The sequence below is a fragment of the Pseudomonas algeriensis genome, assembly GCF_048847255.1.
Classification (GTDB): Bacteria; Pseudomonadota; Gammaproteobacteria; order Pseudomonadales; family Pseudomonadaceae; genus Aquipseudomonas.
The window spans coordinates 1-21,346 of the sequence record NZ_JBKKRK010000023.1; the positions used below are offsets into that span (position 1 = coordinate 1).

At 60.4% G+C, this 21,346-nt stretch carries 22 protein-coding genes; 10 read left to right on the plus strand and 12 right to left on the minus strand.

Features of this window, described 5'->3' with window-relative positions; translation table 11 throughout:
• Positions 1–1,151 (minus strand): OprD family porin (locus ACLK1G_RS24195; protein ID WP_420767666.1); only part of this gene is annotated, 1,151 nt, incomplete at its 3' end.
• 403 nt (positions 1,152–1,554) lie between these two features.
• Here ACLK1G_RS24195 and ACLK1G_RS24200 point away from each other — a divergent pair.
• Both ACLK1G_RS24200 and ACLK1G_RS24205 read left to right on the plus strand, forming a co-directional pair.
• Positions 1,555–3,216 (plus strand): MFS transporter, encoded by a 1,662-nt coding sequence (locus tag ACLK1G_RS24200; RefSeq protein WP_420767667.1) that lies wholly within the window; start codon positions 1,555–1,557, stop codon positions 3,214–3,216.
• Complete coding sequence (locus ACLK1G_RS24205; RefSeq protein ID WP_420767668.1) at positions 3,213–4,355, plus strand: HlyD family secretion protein; 1,143 nt, start codon at positions 3,213–3,215, stop codon at positions 4,353–4,355. Before ACLK1G_RS24200 ends, ACLK1G_RS24205 begins: the two co-directional genes overlap by 4 nt.
• Before the next feature lie 378 nt (positions 4,356–4,733).
• Here the strand turns inward: ACLK1G_RS24205 and ACLK1G_RS24210 are convergent, their stop codons facing one another.
• The 3 genes from ACLK1G_RS24210 to ACLK1G_RS24220 all read right to left on the minus strand — a co-directional run bounded on the left by ACLK1G_RS24210 (position 4,734) and on the right by ACLK1G_RS24220 (position 7,469).
• Positions 4,734–5,441: a cupin domain-containing protein gene (locus tag ACLK1G_RS24210; protein WP_420767669.1), complete on the minus strand. Its 708-nt coding sequence runs from the start codon at positions 5,439–5,441 to the stop codon at positions 4,734–4,736.
• A 42-nt stretch (positions 5,442–5,483) separates the two neighbouring features.
• The gene (locus tag ACLK1G_RS24215) at positions 5,484–6,341 is read right to left on the minus strand and encodes a GNAT family N-acetyltransferase (protein ID WP_420767670.1); all 858 of its coding nucleotides are present in this window, start codon (positions 6,339–6,341) and stop codon (positions 5,484–5,486) included.
• A gap of 201 nt (positions 6,342–6,542) precedes the next feature.
• Positions 6,543–7,469: a 2-hydroxyacid dehydrogenase gene (locus ACLK1G_RS24220; RefSeq protein WP_420767671.1), complete on the minus strand. Its 927-nt coding sequence runs from the start codon at positions 7,467–7,469 to the stop codon at positions 6,543–6,545.
• 287 nt (positions 7,470–7,756) lie between these two features.
• Between ACLK1G_RS24220 and gabT the strand changes: the two genes are divergently transcribed.
• The 4 genes from gabT to ACLK1G_RS24240 all read left to right on the plus strand — a co-directional run bounded on the left by gabT (position 7,757) and on the right by ACLK1G_RS24240 (position 10,763).
• A complete protein-coding gene (gene gabT, locus ACLK1G_RS24225; protein ID WP_420767672.1) occupies positions 7,757–9,052 on the plus strand; it encodes a 4-aminobutyrate--2-oxoglutarate transaminase in 1,296 nt (431 codons plus the stop codon).
• A gap of 38 nt (positions 9,053–9,090) precedes the next feature.
• The gene (locus ACLK1G_RS24230) at positions 9,091–9,747 is read left to right on the plus strand and encodes an HAD family hydrolase (RefSeq protein WP_420767673.1); all 657 of its coding nucleotides are present in this window, start codon (positions 9,091–9,093) and stop codon (positions 9,745–9,747) included.
• Between the two features lie 45 nt (positions 9,748–9,792).
• Positions 9,793–10,281 carry an Lrp/AsnC family transcriptional regulator gene (locus tag ACLK1G_RS24235; protein ID WP_420767674.1) on the plus strand — a complete coding sequence of 163 codons (489 nt, stop codon included), beginning with the start codon at positions 9,793–9,795 and terminating at the stop codon, positions 10,279–10,281.
• A 74-nt stretch (positions 10,282–10,355) separates the two neighbouring features.
• Positions 10,356–10,763 carry an ester cyclase gene (locus ACLK1G_RS24240; protein WP_420767735.1) on the plus strand — a complete coding sequence of 136 codons (408 nt, stop codon included), beginning with the start codon at positions 10,356–10,358 and terminating at the stop codon, positions 10,761–10,763.
• A gap of 106 nt (positions 10,764–10,869) precedes the next feature.
• Here ACLK1G_RS24240 and ACLK1G_RS24245 read toward each other — a convergent pair whose 3' ends face one another.
• The 3 genes from ACLK1G_RS24245 to ACLK1G_RS24255 all read right to left on the minus strand — a co-directional run bounded on the left by ACLK1G_RS24245 (position 10,870) and on the right by ACLK1G_RS24255 (position 13,699).
• Complete coding sequence (locus ACLK1G_RS24245; protein WP_420767675.1) at positions 10,870–11,670, minus strand: DUF6630 family protein; 801 nt, start codon at positions 11,668–11,670, stop codon at positions 10,870–10,872.
• 4 nt (positions 11,671–11,674) lie between these two features.
• Positions 11,675–11,836: a DUF2986 domain-containing protein gene (locus ACLK1G_RS24250; RefSeq protein ID WP_420767676.1), complete on the minus strand. Its 162-nt coding sequence runs from the start codon at positions 11,834–11,836 to the stop codon at positions 11,675–11,677.
• Between the two features lie 96 nt (positions 11,837–11,932).
• Positions 11,933–13,699, minus strand: a complete 1,767-nt coding sequence (locus ACLK1G_RS24255) for a S8/S53 family peptidase (protein ID WP_420767677.1) — start codon at positions 13,697–13,699, stop codon at positions 11,933–11,935.
• A gap of 146 nt (positions 13,700–13,845) precedes the next feature.
• Between ACLK1G_RS24255 and ACLK1G_RS24260 the strand changes: the two genes are divergently transcribed.
• From ACLK1G_RS24260 to ACLK1G_RS24270, 3 genes are all read left to right on the plus strand, one after another.
• On the plus strand, positions 13,846–14,586 hold the full coding sequence (locus ACLK1G_RS24260) for a gamma-glutamyl-gamma-aminobutyrate hydrolase family protein (protein WP_420767678.1): 741 nt from the start codon (positions 13,846–13,848) through the stop codon (positions 14,584–14,586).
• Between the two features lie 153 nt (positions 14,587–14,739).
• Positions 14,740–15,963, plus strand: coding sequence for a colicin E3/pyocin S6 family cytotoxin (locus ACLK1G_RS24265; RefSeq protein WP_420767679.1), 1,224 nt, complete (start codon positions 14,740–14,742; stop codon positions 15,961–15,963).
• A 10-nt stretch (positions 15,964–15,973) separates the two neighbouring features.
• Positions 15,974–16,228 (plus strand): colicin E3-like toxin immunity protein, encoded by a 255-nt coding sequence (locus ACLK1G_RS24270; RefSeq protein ID WP_420767680.1) that lies wholly within the window; start codon positions 15,974–15,976, stop codon positions 16,226–16,228.
• 28 nt (positions 16,229–16,256) lie between these two features.
• Here the strand turns inward: ACLK1G_RS24270 and ACLK1G_RS24275 are convergent, their stop codons facing one another.
• The 5 genes from ACLK1G_RS24275 to ACLK1G_RS24295 form a co-directional block, all read right to left on the minus strand.
• Complete coding sequence (locus ACLK1G_RS24275) at positions 16,257–17,189, minus strand: hypothetical protein (RefSeq protein ID WP_420767736.1); 933 nt, start codon at positions 17,187–17,189, stop codon at positions 16,257–16,259.
• A gap of 270 nt (positions 17,190–17,459) precedes the next feature.
• Positions 17,460–17,753: an antibiotic biosynthesis monooxygenase family protein gene (locus ACLK1G_RS24280; RefSeq protein WP_420767681.1), complete on the minus strand. Its 294-nt coding sequence runs from the start codon at positions 17,751–17,753 to the stop codon at positions 17,460–17,462.
• 41 nt (positions 17,754–17,794) lie between these two features.
• The gene (locus ACLK1G_RS24285) at positions 17,795–18,769 is read right to left on the minus strand and encodes a zinc-dependent alcohol dehydrogenase family protein (protein ID WP_420767682.1); all 975 of its coding nucleotides are present in this window, start codon (positions 18,767–18,769) and stop codon (positions 17,795–17,797) included.
• Between the two features lie 61 nt (positions 18,770–18,830).
• The gene (locus ACLK1G_RS24290) at positions 18,831–19,133 is read right to left on the minus strand and encodes an ArsR/SmtB family transcription factor (protein WP_420767683.1); all 303 of its coding nucleotides are present in this window, start codon (positions 19,131–19,133) and stop codon (positions 18,831–18,833) included.
• A gap of 190 nt (positions 19,134–19,323) precedes the next feature.
• Positions 19,324–20,214: an MBL fold metallo-hydrolase gene (locus ACLK1G_RS24295; protein WP_420767684.1), complete on the minus strand. Its 891-nt coding sequence runs from the start codon at positions 20,212–20,214 to the stop codon at positions 19,324–19,326.
• 152 nt (positions 20,215–20,366) lie between these two features.
• Here ACLK1G_RS24295 and ACLK1G_RS24300 point away from each other — a divergent pair, with 152 nt between their 5' ends.
• Entirely contained in the window at positions 20,367–21,338 is a 972-nt protein-coding gene (locus tag ACLK1G_RS24300) for a GlxA family transcriptional regulator (RefSeq protein ID WP_420767685.1), read from the plus strand.
• Positions 21,339–21,346 lie beyond the last annotated feature (8 nt).

A 21,346-nucleotide genomic window follows, 5' to 3' on the forward strand; every position in this document is an offset into this window, starting at 1 on the left:
CCCCATTCCTTGCCGTCGTCGACCGTGGCGGTGTGAACGTTGTCACCGCTGATGTAGCGGTTCATCAGGGTCAGGCCCGGCACGCCGACGGCGGCGAAGTTGAAGTCGTGGCGCAGTTGCCAGGATTTTTCCTTGGCGTTGTCGTAGCTGGAGTTGTAGCTGTCGTTCGCCAGGGTGCCGCCGCTGGTGCCGTTGACGCGCATCCAGGCATCGTCGCCGCCGACTTTCTGCAGGCCGACGTAGAAGGTGTTGCCGCCGTATTTGGCGGAAAGCATGGCGAAGGCGGTTTTGTTGTCAAGGTCGCCGGCCAGTGCGCTGCCGTCTTCCTTGCCGGTGAAGTAACCGAGGTTGGCGCCCAGAGTCCAGTCGCCGATCGGCTGGCTGTGGGTCAGGTTGAAATATTGCTGTTGGTAGATGTCGGACAGTTCCGCGTACCAGACGCCGACCTGGGTGCGTTTTTCGTTGAAGGCGTATTCGCCGCCACCGAAGTTGAAACGGTCGGAGGTGAATGCACCGCGGCCGTTCATCGACATGTCTTCCATGCTCGCGTCGTTACGCGGGCTGTTGGCGCGGAACTGGCCGCCGTAGAGACTCAGGCCGTTGATTTCGGTGGAAGTCACCTGGCCGCCACGGAAGGTTTGCGGCAGGGAACGGCCATCGTCGGAACGCAGGATCGGCAACACTGGCATCCACTCGCCGACTTTCAATTCGGTCTTCGAGACCTTGGCCTTCAGGGCCACGCCCAGGCGACCGAAGTCATCGGCCGGGCGGCCGTCGTCGTGCACCGGCAGCAGCTGGGTGCCGGCCGTGCCACGGCCGCCGTCGAGCTTGACCGAGTACAGGCCCAGCACGTCAACGCCGAAACCGACGGTGCCCTGGGTGAAGCCGGACTTGGCGTCGAGGATGAAACTCTGGGTCCATTCCTCGGCTTTGCCCTGGGTGGCGTTGTCGTTGACGAAGTTGCGGTTGAAATAGGCGTTACGCAGGTTCAGCGTGGCTTTGGCATCATCGACAAAGCCTTCGGCACCAGCGGTCATGGGCATGAACAGCGCCAGACCGGTGCAGCCGAGCAGTGACAGCGCGGGCGTGGATTTGAGAAGGGTACGGCGGCTGGGGCGGTTACTGGACGAAAAACGGGCACGAGTGCTCACTCTGACGCTCCTACTTTTTGTTGTTTTTATTTGTCATACGTCGTCGTACAACATGGAGCGGATTATTTGTGGAGCGTTCCTCGTTGTCAACTGGCCATTACCGCAAATTTTCATCGAGAATGATCCGGCCATGGGCTATTTCAACGCTTTCGCCTAACAAAACGCAGGCAAGCGGGCCGTTGCGGCAAGGAAAAACGGTGCCCCCAGGATAGCGACGAGCGGCGCAGGTCATGCGATGACCGGCGTAAGACATTAGTCGAATGGCCTCGAAAAAGGCAGTGGGGTGGCGAGGGAGCGAGCTCCCTCGCCACGCAAAAGCCCCGGGCACTTCTTGCACCTTCCCATCGTCGAACGGGAATTGACCCGTGGCAAACGAGCCGACATGTCCCTGCAAGGTCTCTGAATGGATCAATACACCCCACGCGCCTGGGAGCCCCACGAAAGGCCGACGCTGCCAGGCTCCCCGTCGACGCCACTGCATCCCACGCCCAAACGGCTCGCCTTTGCGCTGGTGGGCGTGCTGGTGGCGTTGACCGGGGGGTTGGGCAATTCGCTGGTGATCGCCAACTTGCCTTACTTGCAAGGGGCCCTCGGCGCCACCACCGCCGAGATGGCCTGGTTGCCCGCCGCCTACGTCATGACCAACGTCTCCATGAATCTCCTGCTGGTGAAGTTTCGCCAGCAGTTCGGCTTGCGCGCGTTCACCGAGGTGTTCCTGGCGCTGTACGCCCTGGTGACGTTCGGTCATCTGTTCGTCAACGACCTGAACTCGGCGATTGCCGTGCGGGCGGCCCATGGCATGGTCGGCGCTGCCCTCAGCTCCTTGGGCCTGTATTACATGATCCAGGCTTTCCCGGCGAAGTGGCGGCTCAAGGCGCTAGTGCTGGGCCTGGGGACTTCGCAGCTGGCCTTGCCGATGGCCCGGCTGTTCTCCGAAGACCTGTTGCAAATTGCCGAGTGGCGGGGCCTCTACCTGTTCGAACTGGGGATGGCGCTGCTCTCGTTGGGTTGCGTGCTGCTGCTCAAGTTGCCACCGGGCGACCGCTTCAAGACGTTTGAAAAACTCGATTTCCTGACCTTCACGGTGCTTGCCAGCGGCGTGGCCTTGTTGTGCGCGGTGCTGTCGTTGGGGCGCATCGATTGGTGGCTGGAGGCGCCATGGATCGGCGTGGCCTCGGCGCTGTCCATCGTGTTGATCCTGGCGGGCCTGGCGATCGAGCATAACCGCAGCAACCCGATGCTGATGACGCGCTGGCTGGGCAGTGGGGTGATGATCCGCCTGGCCCTGGCGGTGATCCTGATTCGCATGGTGACTTCGGAACAATCCACTGGAGCGGTGGGGTTTCTGCAAGCGCTGAACATGAGCAGCCAACAGATGCACAGCCTTTATGTGGTGATGCTGGTCGGCAGCATCGCCGGGCTGGTGACCAGTGCCTTGACGATCAACCCGGCGCACCTGTTCATGCCCCTGATCATCTCCCTCGCGTTGATGGCGACAGGCTCGGTCATGGACAGCTACTCGAACAACCTGAGCCGCCCGCAGAACATGTATTTCAGTCAGTTTCTGCTGGCGTTTGGCAGTACGTTTTTCCTGGGGCCGACGATGATTCTCGGCGTGCGCAATGTACTGACCAACCCGCGCAATCTGGTGAGTTTTTCCGTGTTGTTCGGGATTTGCCAGAACCTCGGTGGCCTGGTGGGGGCCGCGGTGCTCGGTACCTTCCAAGTGGTGCGCGAGAAATTTCATTCCAGCCACCTCGTGGAAAACATCAACCTGTTCGACCCTCGCGTGGCCGCGCGGGTGGACAGCGGTGGTTCGGCGGTGGGTTCGCTGACCGCCGATCCGGGCCTGCGGCACCTGCAAGGCATTCGCAGCCTTGCCGCGGCCGCCACCCGCGAAGCCAACGTGCTGGCCTACAACGATGTGTTCATGCTGATCGCGGTGATCGCCGTGCTGACCATGATCTGGATCTCCCTCCGCGCCCTGTGGCTGATGACTACCACCCAGCACGTCGCCATGGCGCCTGCCCCTTCGACACAACCAAGCGGTGCCACTTCTTCATGACCGAGCCGACCTCCACGACCACCAACGCCATCGCCGATACGCCTGAGGACCAGGCGCCACCCGCCGTTCCAGCGACAAAACCGCGTTCCCTGCGGATAAGAGTTCTTTCATCCCTGGGGTTCGCGGCAGTGGCGATCGTCGGTGTGCTGGTGGTGCTTTATGCCTGGCAATTGCCGCCGTTCGGTAGCGCCGTGGAAACCACAGAAAATGCCTTGGTGCGCGGGCAGGTGACGATCATCGGGCCGCAGTTGAGCGGCTACGTGCATGAAGTGCCGGTGCAGGATTTTCAGTTCGTGAAGGCTGGTGATCTGTTGGTGCGGCTCGACGACCGCATCTATCGACAACGTCTCGACCAGGCACTGGCGGAACTGGCCGTGCAGCAAGCGGCCCTCGCCAACGTCGTGCAACAACGCAACAGCGCCGAAGCCACCATCAAGCTGCGCCAGGCCGCGCTGGCGGACAGCCAGGCCCAGGCACGCAAAAACGCCGCCGACCTGCGCCGCAACGAGGAACTGATCAAAGACGGTTCGGTGTCCCAGCGTGAGCTGGACCTGAGCCGCGCGGCCAGCGCACAAACCCGCGCCGCCGTGGCGCAAGCCCAGGCCAGCCTGGAAATCGCCCGCCAGGATCTGCAAACGGTGGTCGTCAACCGTGGCTCCCTCGAAGCCGCCGTCGCCAGTGCCGAGGCGACGGTGCAACTGGCGCGCATCGACCTGTCCAACACCCGAGTCGTCGCGCCCCGGGACGGTCAGTTGGGGCAGATCGGCGTACGCCTCGGGGCCTACGTCAACTCCGGTGCACAGCTGATGGCCCTGGTCCCGAACCAGAAATGGGTGATCGCCAACCTCAAGGAAACCCAGATGGATAAGGTGCGTGTTGGCCAGCCGGCAAGTTTCACCGTGGATGCCCTCGGCCATCGCCGATTCCATGGGCATGTCGAACGGATCTCCCCGGCCACCGGTTCTGAGTTCAGCCTGTTGCAGGCCGACAACGCCACGGGCAACTTCGTCAAGATCGCCCAGCGCGTGCCGGTTCGCATCACAGTCGATCCAGGCCAGCCGGAAAGCGAACGCCTGCGGCCGGGAATGTCGGTGGTGGTGAGTATCGATACGGCGGGTAATGCAGAAAAAACAGAATAATTGTGGGAGCGAGCCTGCGCGCGATGGCGGCACCCCAGGCGATGAAGATGCTGGGTGTGCCGGCCCCGTCGCGAGCAGGCTCGCGCCCACAAGGGTATGTGGATTATGTGAGTTCTATGGCTACCAACAATCCAATGTGGATTATGTAAGTTCTGTGGCTACCAAAAATCCAATGTGGATTATGTGAGTTCTGTGGCTACCAACAAATCCAATGTGGATTATGTGAGTTCTGTGGCTACCAACAAATCCAATGTGGGAGCGAGCCTGCTCGCGATGGCGGCCCCCCAGGCGATGAAGATGCTGGATGTGCCGGCCTCTTCGCGAGCAGGCTCGCTCCCACAAGAACCCGGTGCAATCTTTGAATTCAGTGCCTGGCGCTCATCTCACGACGTAGACCTTGCGCACGTAGACGCTGCTTTTCCAGGCGCAAGGGGCTTCCAAGGGAACGAACACTGTATCGCCGGTGCCGACGATCAGCTCGGTGCCGTCGGCCAGTTGCAAGGTGACGCTGCCTTCGAGCAGATGCATCAGTTCATGCAGCTTGTGCGGCCGTGACTTGCGTGTGTAGGGGGTCGAATCCCAGATGCCGATGCGCAGGTTCGTCGCTTGCTCGACGAACAGGTTGTGCGAGCGGCACTGCGGCGCCGGGCTGAGCAGGATCTCTTCGTCGGGCGCCGCGGAGGGTGCAAGCAAGGTCGGCGCGGGCAGGGCGGTGAGTCCCGGTTGATTGGCCTCGACGGATTGGGTATCGGCACAAAAGGCCCACAGCGAAGCCGGTTGCGCATCAATTTCGAGGGCGGTGCCACGGGCTATCACAGCGCTTTCGCCCGGATTGAGCCGCAGCGTTTGCGCCTGGCTGCGCAGCGTGACCGCCCCGGCATGGACGACGATCGTTTCGCTGAACGGATACTCCTCGACGCTGATTCGTCCGCCGGCCCGGACCACGCCGGCGGCCATGCCATCAACCCCAGCGTAGGCAATGAGCCGGTCGAAGGGGTCGTTGGCACCCAATGAACCTGGCTTGAATGAGGTGGAGGCGGGGCTGCCATCGGCGCGCGCCAACAGCATTGCAGTGGGTTCAAGCATGAAACATTGCTCCGGAATTAACGGCATGGAATGAAGAGTCTGTCAGCCGATGGCCTGGGTCACCGGTGCGAATTGGCGCACGCCGCCACTGGCCTGGGGCGCAGTGCCTTGTGCCATCTGGGCGACGGTGTCGACGTGCTTGAGGCCAATCTCTTCGAGCCAGGGCCCCAAGCCGCAGTCGGCGGGAATATCGATGCGCACGAACGCCTCCGGCACGTGGGCCAGCAATGCCGCGACCAGGTGCCGGGCCTGCGTGGCGTCCTGGGCGATGACCGGGCCGATGCAGCGTCCGCGTCCGTAAGGGCGAAGCAGGGCGAAGGCGCGCAACTGGCCGTCCTGCTCGATGCCCACGCCCTGTTCAACGACATCGAACAGATCGTTCAGCACGGCCTCGCGATCCAGGCCGCTGCCAAGGTTGGCCAGCCTGATCAACTCGGCCCGATCGGCCGGTGCCAGCGCACGGCAGCGTTGGCCGTTGCCCAGGGTCGGCGGGACAGGTGACGATGTGTGCCCTTGATGTTGCTGGATCTGCCCGAACTCAACGAAGCCCTGGCTGGCGTATAGAGGCGTGCCGGCCAACGTCGCATTGAGAACGGCGGTCCGCGAACCGCAAGCCTCGATCGCCAACTCCATCAACTTGCGACCAATGCCCCGGCCCTGGTATTCATCGTCGACAATAACCAGGCCGATGGTGGCGTAGTTGCCCTGGGCGCAGGAGAACGCAGTGCCGATCAAGCGATCCCCATCCAGTGCGACGAAACCTTGGGCGAGCCGCTGCAACATGGCCCAATCCTCCAGGCGATGGGGCCATTTCAGCTGCACGGACAAGGCATGCGCCGAGGGAACATCAGCGTCGGTCATGGCGCGATAAACGTAAGCAGGGCGTTGCGAAATGGACATGGCGGGTCCCCTGGAAATTGACGTGGAGCCGGACGCAATTGTCCGTGCAGAATGGTTGTATCTCACCTGTCGCCTGGGCTGACAATAGCCGCCAGTGAATTCGGCAGCTTCGATAAGCCGCAGCGGTGCCGGCCGAATTTCTTGCCCCAACGGGGCGTCAGCCCAGCAGGAAATACCGAGCCGATTTGCGCGATAGCCATGTCAATAATTGCGCTCGCGATCCACCAGGCCCAGCATCGATTCGCCCCGCTGGTGCCGTCGAATGTTCTCCAGCAGTCCGTCAAAGGCTGTCTCCGGCTGGGTCATCGCCGCGATATGAGGCGTCAGCAGGATCTGCGGGTGGTTCCAGAAAGGATGCCCGGGATCGGCCGGTTCCTGCGTCAGCACGTCGAGCACTGCCGCGCTCAGTTGCCCGCTGGCGAGTGCGTCGAGCAAGTCCGCCTCGACGAGGTGACCCCCCCGGCCCATGTTGATCAAGGCTGCCCCCTTGGGCAGATGCTCCAATAGCTGGCGGTTGAGGATGCCTTGGGTCTGTTCGGTGAGCGGCAGCACGCACAGGAGGATGTCGCACTGGCTGAGGAAAGCGGGCAATTGCTCGGCGCCGGCGTGACAGGTCACGCCATCGATGTGATGTTCGCTACGGGCCCACCCCGACAAGGCAAAGCCGAATGGCTTCAAGGTGGCGAGTATCTGTCGCGCCTGCAGACCAAGACCCATGACACCCACCCGACGTTGCCGGGCCGGCACCAGGCGATGCGCCTGCCAGCGACGTTCGGCCTGTTGCTGGCGGTAGCGCATCATGTCTCGATGAAGGCTGAGCACGGCGAAACTGGCGTATTCGCACATGCCCTGGCTGATGCCTGGATCCAGCAGCCGCACCACGGGCAGCGTGGGTGGCAAACGTGCGAGGTCGAGTTGGTCGACGCCGGCCGAGAGGGCGAACAGCACCTCAAGGTTGGGCAGCAGCGTCTCGAGGTCATCCGGTGCCTGCCAGGCGGCGAGGTAGCGGATATCCCGAGGATCGCCAATATCTGGCCAGGCCCGCCATTGGATGTCGGGTGCCTGTTCGGCGAACAGGCGTCGCCACTGTTCGCCGCGTATCGGGTCAGCTTTATAGAGCAGGGCCATGGACAGTTCTCGCGTCAGATTCCAGAGTGTTCAGCATGCCTGAATGGCGAAGCAGGATCTGTCGAAAGGCATGCGCAGGGGGGCACGGGGCGGTGCTGTAGCGCGCCCATGGCGGCAGAATCGTTGGGGCGCGAGGCCGTTGGCGGATTCTGCTGTTTGCCGGGGTGTAAACAGTCGATCCGGATTTCTCAACGAGCAAGTTCGGCGTAGACCGTTGCGTCGAACGCTTAACCTGTGAACACACCGCAGCCGCTTCCTGGTTGCGCGGCTCACGATGGGAAATGCCAATGAACAGTAAAGTCGAAGAAACCCCGAGTCTGCTCCGTCAGCGTGATCAATTCGTGCCCCGTGGGCTGGTGACCGCGCACCCGTTGGTGATCGATCGGGCCCAGGGTTCGGAGTTATGGGACGTGGACGGTAAGCGCTACCTGGACTTCGTCGGGGGCATCGGTGTGCTCAATATCGGCCACAACCACCCGAAAGTTGTCGCGGCGGTGCAGGCTCAATTGCAGAAAGTCTCCCATGCCTGTTTCCAGGTCGTGGCCTATAAGCCGTATCTGGATCTGGCTCAGCGCCTGTGTGAAATGATCGGCGGCCAGCATGACTATAAGGCAGCGTTTTTTACCTCTGGCGCCGAAGCCGTGGAAAACGCCGTGAAAATCGCCCGTGCCCACACTAACCGCTCGGCAGTCATTGCCTTTCGTGGCGGCTTCCATGGCCGGACGTTGCTTGGCACCACCCTGACCGGCATGAGCCAGCCCTATAAACAGAACTTCGGGCCGTTCGCGCCGGAAGTCTTCCACACGCCTTATCCAAACGCGTATCGAGGCGTCACCGGCGAAATGGCGCTCCAAGCGCTGGACGAGCTGCTGGCAACCCAAGTGGCGCCCGAGCGAGTGGCAGCGATCATCATCGAACCGGTGCAAGGTGACGGCGGTTTCCTCTCGGCGCCCACCGAGTTTCTCCAGGGCCTGCGCGCGCTGACGGACAAACACGGGATTGTACTGATCCTCGATGAAATCCAGACCGGCTTCGGACGTACCGGCAAATGGTTCGGTTTCCAGCATGCCGGCATCCAGCCAGACCTGGTCACCGTCGCCAAGAGCCTGGCCGGTGGCTTGCCGCTGTCGGGCGTGGTCGGCAAGGCCGCGATCATGGATGCGCCGCTGCCCGGTGGCCTGGGCGGCACCTATGGCGGCAACGCGTTGTCGTGCGCGGCGGCGCTGGCGGTGATCGACGCCTACGAGCAGGAACAGCTTTTGGCCCGCGGCGAGGCGTTGGGCGAACGGTTGCGCCAGGGCCTGTTGGCGTTGCAAACGCGCTATCCGTGCATTGGCGATGTGCGGGGCAAGGGTTTCATGCTGGCGATCGAGCTGATCAAGCAGGACGATGCGCGTACGCCGGATGCGGAGCTCAACCAGCGGTTGATCGACGAAGCCCGTGCCGGTGGGCTGCTGGTGATCAAGTGCGGGGTGTACCGCAACGTCCTGCGTTTCCTCGCGCCGCTGGTGACCACCGAAGCGCAGATCGACGAAGCGTTGCAGATTCTCGAAGGCGCCTTGGCACGGGTCTGTGCCGTTTAGGGAGCGTTGATCGATGGGACATCATCGGAGGCTTACAGATGAAGCTGACTGAATACCAGGCGTTGCTGATCGACTGCGATGAGGTCCTGGTGGATCGTGATTCAGGTGTCTGGGCGGCCTTGCAGCCGTTGTTGGAAAACCATGCCGGACCATTGGACAAAGCCGCGCTGCTCGCCGATTTCAACGAGGTGCTGCAATCCCTGTATCCGCACTTCGGCGAGTTGGGCTTCAGTGGCCTGCTGTGTTTCGCCCACCGTCAACTGGCCGAGCGCTGGAAGCTCAAGGCCAGTTGGGAGGAGGGCATGAGCTTCGCCCGCTCGGCCGCGGGCTGGACGCTGTTCGAGGACGCACCGGGAGCGATGCTTTACCTGCGCAAGTTCTATCGGTTGTTGGTATTGGGCGACCGCGACGCCGAGGACCGTGGCGTGTTGTGCGAGCGCCTGGGCATCGAGCCGGAGGATTTCATTTCGCTGGCGAGCGCGCCGCTGCAGGATCGTGACTGGCTGGACGCCAATGGGCTGGACGCGGCGGCGATCCTTCACGTGACCCGCCCTGGCACAGGGTCGCGGGCGGTTGGGGCGGTGTGCCTGATCTGTCGCGACCTCGACACCTCCCCGGCACCCTGCGCGGCGGACTACTGCATCAACAGCATGGCGGACCTGGTGGCTCAGCATCAGCTGTCTTTACGGCGCTGATTTTGTTAGAAGATTGTCTTACAAACGGCAGGCGAGGGGTATGCGATGGAAGGTTTAGCGAAACTGGACCGGATCGACATCAGCATTTTGGTCGAGCTTCAAAAAGACGGTCGCATGACCAACGTCAGCCTGGCCGACGCTGTGGGGCTGTCAGCCAGCCCATGTCTGCAACGGGTTAAGCGCCTGGAGTCGGCGGGGTATATCTCCAGCTACAAGGCCCATCTCAATCTTGCCAAGATCACCGATTCGGTGACGGTGTTCACCGAAGTCACCCTGAGCGACCACAAGCGTGAGGACTTCGCCAAGTTCGAGTCCAATATTCGCCTCGTCGACGAAGTGCTCGAATGCCACTTGATCAGTGGCGGCTACGATTACCTGGTCCGTTTCATGACCCGCAGCATCCAGGATTACCAGGACGTGATGGAAAGCCTGCTGGACAAGAACATCGGCATCTCCAAGTACTTCAGCTACATCGTCATCAAGTCGCCGGTTCGCAAGGATGAGATTCCGTTGCGCAAACTGTTGCGGCATTGAAGGCGTTCGTCCAGAACCACTGGCCTTTGTCTGCGGTCATTGCCAGGTAACCCTCGCTGATGGAGGACTTGGACATGGACCTGGCCGAGCAATACCGCAACTACATCGCCTGCCTCAATGCCCGTCGCTGGCAAGACCTGGGCAGCTTCGTCGACGACAGCGTGCACTACAACGGAGCCCCGGTGGGCCTGGCGGGTTATCGGGCGATGCTGGAAAACGATGTGGGCACGATCGGGGACTTGCGTTTCAATATCGACCTGCTGGTGGTCGAACCGCCGAATGTCGCGAGTCGTTTGCTTTTTGATTGCTCGCCGCGCGGACGTTTCCTCGGATTGGACACCCACGGTCGGCGGATTCGATTTTCCGAGAACGTGTTTTATACCTTCGAGCAGGGCAAGATCGTTCGGGTGTGGTCGGTGATCGACAAGGCGGCGGTGGAGGCGGCGCTGCAACGCCAAAGCCCTTTCGAAGAAGGGCCTTGAGCAAAATCATGTGGGAGCGAGCAGGCTCGCTCCACAGGGGTTACCGTCCAGGGCGACCCGGGCCTCATTCCAGGCAAGGGAGCTCCCTTGCCACAAAACAGCAGGCTCAGTATTTGTAGACGATGCCCAGCCTGCCCATGATTTCCAACGCATTGGCCAGGCCCAGACCGTCCATCGGCAGGCATGCAAACGCTTGGTACTCGTCGAAATGCGTGCCGATGGCCAACAGCTTCAAATCGTGGATTTCCAGTCGTGCATTGAAATACTGGAGCAGCGCCCGCTCCCAATCGTCGGCGTGATTGACTGCATCGACGACTGTGCCGTCGGGTGTGGGGATTTCAATGCCCCGTTCGCGCAGGGGGGCGAGGGCGTTGATGGCGTAGACGCCAGACAACGACCATTCCTTCCACTCGAACTCAGCCATCCGATGGGTGCTGACAAGGGCCGATTGCAGCTGGGTCCACGCCCAGTCCCATTGGCCGGTAGCCGCCGGCATGTTTTCGATCAGCGCTTGCGCGTGCGTCTCGTCGAACAGGCAGTCGAACAGGTCCGCCAGCGTATCGGCCGGATCCGGTGGTGGCGTTTGCCCCTGAGTGTCCAGGTCACGACTCAGACGCTGCCACAGACTGCCCAATTCCAGCCAATCGTCCTCGTCCATGGCATCGTCGATCACCTGGGCCTTGTGGCCTCGGTGGTAGTTATCCAGCCGCGTCTTGCGCACACGTACCGCGCCCTCGGCCAGGTCGGCCTTATAGCTGCTGTGGTCCAGGTAGTTGGTCTGGAAAACGATGCGGTCCACGAATATGTCGTGGACGAGGCTTTCCTCTGCGTCGAAGTAGGCCGCGCCTTCGAGTGTGCCGTGGGCGGTGATGACGCGTTGAAGCGACAGGGGGTCAATGGGGTTCAAAGAATCAGCTCTCAGGGGAAACGGTCGAGTCCGGTCCGGCTTCAGCCGCCATTTTCAGTCGGTCGGCTTTGCTGATGTATCGGTCTTTGCTTTTCGGTGCCAGCTTGGCACTGGCTTTTTTGGCGTTGGCCTTGAGCAACTGGTTTATTTTCTTGCGACGATTCATGTTGTTCCACTTGGGCGCGTAAGAGGCTGGGGGTCGATCATACCGCCAGTCGAATAAGTTATCGCCGAAAGTGTAGCGCTGATTTTGAGCCCTGCATCAACGCACCCGGCTGCGACTCTGCACCGAAAGATCCAGCGCCTTTTGCATGTCCAGCCGTGCCGAACGCCCTACGTCCTTGTCGTTGAGCTGGTAATTGCGCTCCGACGGCAGGATGGGTGCGGTGAGGTCTTCGCCGTCCATTTGTTCGAAGTCGTGATTGTCGCCAATGGTCATGGCGCTGCGGCGCAGGAGCATGCGCAGCTGTTCGGGGTGAAGTTGCGGGTTGATCGACAGCATCGCTGCCAGCAGGCCGGTGACCATGGGTGTAGCGTACGATGTGCCGCAATGCACCGCGCCATCCTCGCCGGCATTGGGCGTCGAGGCGTGGGTGCACGCGGCGGCGGTGATGTCGACGCGCATGTCGATATTCGAGGAGTTGCGCTTGACCGCGTAGCCTGGGTCATCGACGGCGACGCCGGCCCGTTCGCTGCGCTGGTGTCCGCCGACCACCAATAACTGTTCGGTAATGAACGAGGAGGGCAGGCGGTATTCATCGGTGCCGGAAAATGACGACCCATTGCCAGCGGAGTTCACCACCACCACGTCGGGATGTTCCTTGCGCAGCCACAGGAAAAACTCTTCCAGCAGTTCTTCGTAGCCGCTCATGGCAATACCCGAACGCAGCAGCGAATCGACGTCATCGCCATTGACGTCTTTCGCTCCCACGCGGTGGATGCCCCAGCTCCAGTTCAGCACACGGACGCCATCCTCGACGAGGTTCACCGAGGCGGCGATGTTGGCTGTGATCCCCGCGTCCGAATTTCGCTCGACGATCACTTCGAAGCCGCCGCTCGCCTTGTCCAGGCCCCGCAGCAAACCGGTGTTGCCACCATCGTTCCAGCGCGCGGCGAGAATGCCGGCGACGGTCGTGCCATGGTTGTCGGGTTTGTTCGCATCACGGGCGTAGACGCAGGTGCGCGGCATGGAGCAGGGGCCAAGATAGTCGGCGAAATCCGCCGTGTCGAAATCCACGTCACGCTCGATCAAGCCGATGCGCACCGGCTGCGGTTGGATCGGCGACTGCTGCCCGGGGATGCGCCGCTGGTAGTAATGCACCGCGTCGAGAAAGCGATTCGCGGCCCATTCATCGGAGCCCTGGGCCGGTTTCTTGGGCTCTTCGGGCTGGGTGGGCGCTTGCTCGGTTTCTTCGGCCCCGGACTCTTCGATCACTACGGCATCGACGCTGGTTTCGCCGCCCAGGCGCAGCACCAACGCGTCGCGCTGCATCAGGTCCCTGGCCGGCAGGCGCAATTGATACACGTTGAGCGGCGCGATGCTGCCGACCACCCTGGCCCCGTACTTGTTGGCGAGACGTTCCGCCTCCTGGCGGCCATCGTGGCTTTCCTCGATCAACACGCTGACCAGATCCACATAGGTGGTCAGGCCGTCCATGTTCTTGGTCACCTCATCCGGCCCGGCCGCGACGACATGACTGCTGCGCAGGGTCAACCAAACGGCATTGCTGGCGCGCGGACCGTCTTCCAGCCAGAGCGGCCCGCTTTGGTAGTCGGCCTTGTCCAAATGCAGACGCAGGCGTTGGCCGTCACGCTGGACCCTGTCAGCGGGAATCGCTTTTTCACCGAGCTTCAGTTGCGGCGTTGCTTCACCCAGCCCTTGCGCGGTCAAGCACCACTCCTGGCGCTCGATTTCGAGCAAGTCGCCGCAGCGCTTCAGGCTTTCCAGGCGCAACGGCTCTTGCGTCATTGCAGACGTGCCGGCAGACAACGCGATCAAGGTGACGAGGACAGCGGATCGTAAGGGCATGGGTGAGGTTTCTTTGCCGGGGTTTGCTGTTCCGACCGCTGTGCCGATGGCTTCGTTCAGGCAATGGCGCCAGCCGTCATCAAAATTGAACAACCGAACCCGCGCCGAAATCCGATCCATAGGCAACTGAAAAACTGGGGAACCCTATGTCTCGTCCACCCATGATCGGAATCATCGCCTGTTCAGGCAAGGTCGGCCCACACACCGTCCAGCTCAGCAACGACAAATACGCACAAGCCGTCGCGACCGCCGCCGAGGCACTGCCGGTGATCCTTCCGGTGGTTGCGTCGCTGATCGATCCGGCTGACGTCATCGCCGGCCTGGACGGGCTGCTTTTCACCGGCTCGCCTTCCAATATCGAACCCCATCACTACGGCGGCCCACCCAGCCCGCCTGGCACCGAGCACGACCCGGCCCGGGATAACCTGGCGCTGCCGCTCTGGCGCGCCGCTGTCGAGGCCGGTCTTCCGGTGCTTGGCATCTGCCGCGGCTTCCAGGAAATGAATGTCGCTTTTGGCGGCACGCTCCATCAACAACTCAACGGCCCCGGCGCCGAGCACGAGCCGCCGAGCAACGAGCCGGTCCAGGACCAATACGCCCGCAACCATGCACTGACCGTGCGACCGGGCGGGGTGTTGGCGCGGTTGGGGCTCAAGGAACAGATCGAAGTCAACTCCGTCCACGGCCAGGGCATCGCGCGGGTGGGGCAGGGTTTGCGCATCGAAGCCGTGGCGGAGGATGGCCTGGTGGAGGGGCTTTCGGTGGAGGGCAGCCGGGCGTTTGCGTTGGGGGTGCAATGGCACCCGGAATGGGAAGTGACGGAGCATCCGGATTATCGGGCGATCTTTCGCGCGTTCGGAGAGGCGTGCAGGCAGCGGGCGAGCTAATCCGGTTCGTGACACAGACGCAGATCTTGTTGCCTTGCCGGCCCACACCGTCTGAGGAAAACGGAACGGGCAATTCGAGAAGCGTCTGACAGCGCCGCATGAGTCCCTTGCGATAGCGTCCGTCCTGAATTTTCAGGATGAGAATCGCGATTCGTGACGCGCCAAAAAAATCTGCCGAAAGTCAAAAATCCACGTTCCGGCGAAGGGCACAATATTTCCTATCGGGACATGACGTCCAGCGAGCTGGCCGAGTACGAGGCACTCCAGCGCAGTCATGCCGCCATGCTTGCGCGACAGGCCGCCTACGAAAAGGAAAGATGGGCCGAGGTCGAAAAAAAATCCCTGCCCATCACCGGGTCCGTTTTCGCTAAATGCTGCGAGCTCCCCAACGGCATCATCGACTACAACAACCCCCATGGTTTCATTCCGCCGGAGCTGGTCAAGCAGTACGGCGACTTGAAGTGGCTTGGCGGCCGCGGGGCCGACGATTCCGGGACTGTCCCCCTCAAGCAGATCGGCTCAAGTGCAATTCCCGCTACATTAGGCAGACTCGCCCTGGGCGGCTGCGCCGCGACAACTGCGGGAGCCGCCGCAGGCACGGTTGGCGCGGCGCTGTTAACGGGGATCGTCGCCTTGCTTTGGCCTTCCAGCCTGGGCGACAGCGCGCTCTACAGCGAAGACCAGCTACGCCAGCTAAAAAAGGCCCGCAGCCGCATGCGCTTGAGCATCGAGCAACAGGCCGACGGCAGTATCAAGGGTTACGGTTTCTACACCGGTCAGAACCGCGGCTGGGAAATGGTCGACGTCGTCCACCTGACGCCGCGCGCCGACCAATACATCGCTGACCTGGGCGATGGCATCGAACTGATCTGGACCCCAGCCACCGACCCCTCCGAAACCCTCGGCATCCCCGCCCTGGAAGCCGCCCCCCAAACCCCGCATATCTGGATCTACCCGCCGACGCCGATGGCGGACAGCATCATCGTCAATCCGATCTATCCGCCGGAGTACAAGGATTTCATTCTGGTGTTCCCGGTGGACTCGGGGGTTCGGCCGGTTTATGTGGTTTTGAGCATCCGCCGAAAGGGTCTGGCCGAGGCGGGCCACGACTATCATCCTGCTCCGAAGACACATGAAATTACGGGCTTCTCTGGTCTGAAGAAAGGCAAGAAGAAAACTCCGGTGCAAGGCGGCGGAGGCTTAAGAGATCGCTGGCTCGACGCCAAAGGCCGGACCATTTACGAATGGGATGCCTCGCACGGTGAACTGGAAGCTTACCGAGCAAGCGACGGAAGTCATTTAGGTGCATTCGATCCAATTACTGGCGAACAGACAGATGGCCCTAAGAAAAATCGCAGCATAAAAAAGTATTTGTGAGGATGAAAAGATGGGACTCAAATTGCGACTTGAGTGGTATAGCAAGCAAACCGAATCCTTCGAAGGAGAAGAATATACAGAAGATCTGGGTGATGATGGCTCGGTCGTGGAGGCGTTAGGCATTCCGTTCGATAACAACATAAATAACGGGGGGTTTGATCTTCTGTTGGACTGGGTAGGAATTATCCAGCCGTACTTTCAGCATTCAATTGATTGGGTGAGCTACGACTATCAAATAGCTTTTGAATATCTAGATAACTGGTAATCGAGATGAGAGAGAAAACGGGACAGATCTATTTTGACTTCAACCGCCCCTCGATCGCCACGCGCACGCAGCCCCAGGCGATGACGCCGATGATCAGCAACTCTGCCAGGCCGATAATCAAGTGAAATGAAAAGGCCACGGGCTGTTCGGTCCAGTAGAAAATCGTCGGGCGAGTGCTGCCGATGCGTATCCGTCCGGTAAACAGCGACGGCGTCCATGCGATCAGACGGGTCAGCTCCAGCACAATCAGGAAAGCGCCAATCAAGGCGAGCAGGGCGCGTGCGGGGATGCCTAGTTGTTCGGTCGACTCAGCCGAAGGCGTGAGAGCCTTCGCTTTGCGTTGCCTGGCGATCTTCGCCGGCGTCGGAGTAGGCCTGTAGGGCACTTTCGAAACGGCCGTCGAACCGACAGCAACCTCCGTGGGCATCGGTACCTGCAGGTAGTCGCTCAGCTCACGCAGCCACCGCTCGGTGCGTTCACTGCCCGGCACCACCGCAACGTTGTCACTTGTCAGGCGGTGGGTGGCGCCATCGCGCATCACCAGCCACAGTTGGGTGTTGGCTGGTTTGGCCTGTTGATGGCGGCGGAGCTCGAGGTGCTTGACGGCGTCGAACCTAAACACCGAATGCACCCGTTCGCGGCGTGCAAAGAAGTTCCGGGTACGGCGCTTGCCTTCACCGTCGATACGCGACAACAGCAAGGTTTCGCGGGTGCCGGTGTAAAGCATCAGCGCCAAGCCTAGGGCAGGAATCAGCAGCAGCCCGAGCGCGAGCAGGAGTGAGGCCAATGGATCCATGCCTGTCGGCGACAAGTCGGCATCTGTGATTGCGAGCACGGCCGCCACTGGAAAAATGAAAGTCATCGCGCTTGTCAGCAGCACGAATCCGCCCTGCACCCATTTGATCGAGTGGATATGCAGGTCATCCCGCGCGGTACGCTCGAATCGATATCCGATCAACATGCAGACCTCCTGGCGCACCATTTTCAAGACCGCTTCAAGCTGCGAAGCCGTTGGCCATGGCTGTTTTCTAGCCGCGCAGAATACCTCTTTCGGCGGGTTCTCGGCATGCTTGATGGCGTGTGCGCGTAGGCATAACCACCGCCGCCCTGCCAGTTTTCGGTCGATCCGGAACACCGCCAGGCAGGCATTCGGAATGAATTGGGGCCTAAGTCAAACGCCAAAACGCCCGATACGGTGTATCGGGCGTTGGGGTGGAGATGTCCATCTGTCCTAAAAACTGCCTCCCTCGATGTGGTAGACCTTCGGTTCATCCGAAAAATATTCCTCCAATCCCATCATGAATATCCGATGGTCTTCACTCTCTTCGAAACCCGGCGTGTGATCTTCAAGTGACTGCCATCTCACGATCAGGTTGAATTGTTCGGGGGTCTCAATCCCGGGCGCCAGCAAGTGACCGCCGTATCCCTTTGCACGGGTGAGCAGAGGAGCGACCTCGGCAAACGCACGTCGGAACATTTCAATGCGGTCCTTGTGAACGGGGAGCAGGGCGATCTCGTAAATCATGGCGTACCTCGAAATGACATGAACGGTTAAAAAGTACGGGCTTATGAGATGAGCGATGGCTCAACGGCGATCGCGATTTTTCCTATAACGCCGTTGTTGGGACTTTCCAGCCGTGCATGGGCGAGCGGGATGTCGGCAAGGGAATAGACCGCGCCAACGTGTGGCCGCAACTGACCTCGTGCTATCAATGCACTCAACTCATCGAGTTTGCCTCGGTTCTGCCTTGTGAAAACGAAGTGATAACTCGCGTTCTTGCCCCAGGCCTGAACCAGGTTTTGCGGTTGTGCAATGTCCACGATGCTGACTACGCGACCAAGCTGTGCAAGTGTGTCGGGGCTGCGTGACAGTGCATTGCCGCCGATGGTGTCAAACACGACGTCAACCCCACGGCCTTCGGTTTCCCGCATGATGGCCTCGACGTAGTCCTCCTTCTCGTAATCAATGACGACATCGGCCCCCATACTGCGCGCGAACTCGAAGTTCGCCTCGCGCACGGTCGTGTATACCCGTGCTCCGATGGCTTTCGCCAACTGGATCGCCACGTGACCGACACCTCCCGCGCCGCCGTGTATCAGAATGCTTTCTCCCACTCTGAGCGACGCACGCACGACCAGTGCTTCCCACGCCGTCCCGCCAACCAATGTCAGGCTCGCCGCCTCAAGGTGGCTTAGCAAGGGAGGCTTTTTGCCGATGATGCTCTCAGCAGCTACGTGGTACTCGGCGTAACTTCCCGGGCCATCGAATATTTGCGGGGTGTACCAGACTTCGTCTCCGGGAGCGAAGGCTGTCACGCCCGGCCCAACTGCTTCGACAACGCCCGAAATGTCGTGTCCGGTGATGGCCGGCAGTGGCACCAGGTCCGGATAGTCGCCGCGTCGGACCTGGTAATCCAAGGGATTGATGGAGGTGGCATGCACCCGGACCAGGACTTGCCCTGCATGCGGCACGGGTTTGGGCACATCGCGAAGTTCAAACGATTCCGCCCCGCCAAATGATTTCAATACCATCGCTTTCATAATGACACCTCATATCTATAAAAAGGGATATCGAGATATCTCGATATCTTACGGCAAAAAATTAGAGCTCTTTCCCTATGATTTCAGCAAGGGCGCTGATGGCCGCTTCATTACGCTTGTAGTAAGTCCACTGACCGATGCGCCTGACTTCCACCAGGCCCACTCGTTGCAGCGTCGCAAGATAACCAGACACCGTGGATTGGGACAATCCGATGCCTTCCTGGATACTGCTGACGCAAACGCCCACCGTGAGAACGTCACCTTCATCCTGCGCAGGGAAGTTCTTTGTCGGGTCCTTCAGGCCTTTCAAGATTTGAAGGCGTGTAGGGTTCGATAGGGCTTTAAATACTTCGATCAATTCCATGGAGTGGATAATATCGAGATTTACCGATATATCAATACGATTTTCAATGAATCCTTTGGGCGGTAGAGAACTCCGCGCTTTGGGTCCCCCCCAACACAATCCCTGCGCCTTGAACGTTTCAAGCGCCGCCACCGCGCCGGCATCGAGAAAGGGGCAGATTTATTGATTAAATAAACCTGCCCCTTTTCGCTTAGAATTCCAGCGAAGCACCGTCCTCCGGAATGTCTACACGCCCCTCAATCCCTTGCTTCTTAACGTAGGCGCGCAGTTCTTCACGAGTGAGGGACATATGGTTGATCGCGTCCATGTGCACCGCGACAATGTGTGCGTTTTTCGCGGCTTTTGAGGCGCGAAGCACATCATCTTCACCCATGATGATCGAACCTTCGAATCCCGCCATTTTTGCTTTGCCGGCGTTGAGCACGATTACTTCCGGACGGTACTGGTTGATGGCCTGGTCTACCTCGTTACGCCAAATCGTGTCACCGGCAAGGTAGAGAGTCTTATAGCCTGGCGCCTGGAAAACCACGCCCATGGCTTCGCCCAGAGGTTTTGCGAGCGCTGGCACGGCATACATTTCGTCAGTGCCATGCTGGCCGCCGGTCTTGGTGATTTTGACGCCGCCGAATTCCGCTTCGTCAGTTAGTACGCGTACGTTCTTGAAACCTTGGGAACGAATCAGTTGCGCATCTGCTTCATGTTGAGCGAACAACGGAATGTCTTTAGGCAGCGCTTTTTGTGCGGCATCGTCCCAGTGGTCCAGGTGTGTATGGGTGACGATGACGGCGTCGACCCCGGCTATGACCTTCTCCGGCGATTGGGTGAGATCAACCAAGGGGTTGCGAAGGTTGCTTCGATAGGTGTTTTCAAAACCCGGATAGGCGCCTTTTTTTGCCAGCATCGGATCGATCAGGAAGGTGGTGTCACCGAAGGTGATTTTTACCGTCGCGTTGCGGACCTGCTGCAAATCCAGTTTATGAGGGGCGCCAGGCGCCTTGGGAGTAGTTGAATCGGCGAACGAAGGGGTAGCGGCCACGGCGCAAGCAATGCTGAGGGCAAGCTGTAACGTTCTGAGTTTCATAAAAATCATTCCTGTTGTTTACCACGAGGGGTCCATTCTTGCCGAATGTCTCGGGGGTCAACAGTGGCCCGAACGACACATTTCGATATAATCGGGCCAACTGATCAACGTTGGTCACCTTGAGCCCTACGGGGCGAACCGAGGCTGCCCCCATGCTCTCCATACGCGTTGCTGTTTTAGCTTTCGAAGGCGTCAGCCTTTTCCACCTTTCCGTGCCGGGAATGGTATTGGGAACCGCCCAGCCTGCGCCCGATGGGCCTCGGTATGAAATCAATTACTGCGCAGAAGTGCCCGGAATGGTCGGTACCGACCAAGACATTGGGCTGTCGGTAAGCCTCGGCCTGGAGCTGATGGAAACCTGCGACGTCATCATCATCCCGGCATGGGGCGATCAATCCCTGATTGCATCGCCCCAGCTCGTGGAAGCGCTGCAGCTAGCCAACACGCAAGGCAAGCTCATTGTGGGATTGTGTTTGGGGGCATTCGTCCTCGGCGATGCCGGGCTGCTCGATGGAAAGGAAGCCACTACCCACTGGGCTGCCCGTGACCAGTTTGCGCAACGTTTTCCCAAGGTTCGATTCAAACCCGAGGTGCTTTACGTCAGTGCCGATAACATCGTGACGTCCGCCGGCACCGTAGCGGCAATCGATTGTTGCTTGCACCTGGTGCGCGAGCGCCTCGGTGCGGACGTGGCGAATCGCACCGCGAAGATGCTGGTGACGCCACCTCACAGGCCGGGAGGCCAGGCGCAGTATGTTGAACACCCAGTGCCAGCATTCGCTGGCGAGACTCATTTATCCGACGTCCTGACATGGGCCCGAATGAATCTGTCCAGTGACCTGTCTCTCGACGCTCTGGCAGACATGGCGAAGATGAGCAGGCGAACGTTTACCCGTCGGTTCAAGGAGGCGACGGGCACAACCGTGTCCAAATGGTTAACTGCTGAACGAGTGGCCAGAGCGCAGGCATTGCTGGAAACGACTGAGTTGCCCATCGAATGCATCGCAGGGGAGGTGGGGTTTGGGACGTCATTGTCGTTGAGGCAGCACTTTGGCGCGCATCTGGGGACGTCGCCTTCTGATTATCGGAAGATGTTTTGCCTTGGGGTGGGGCGCAAGCGTTGATGGAGATG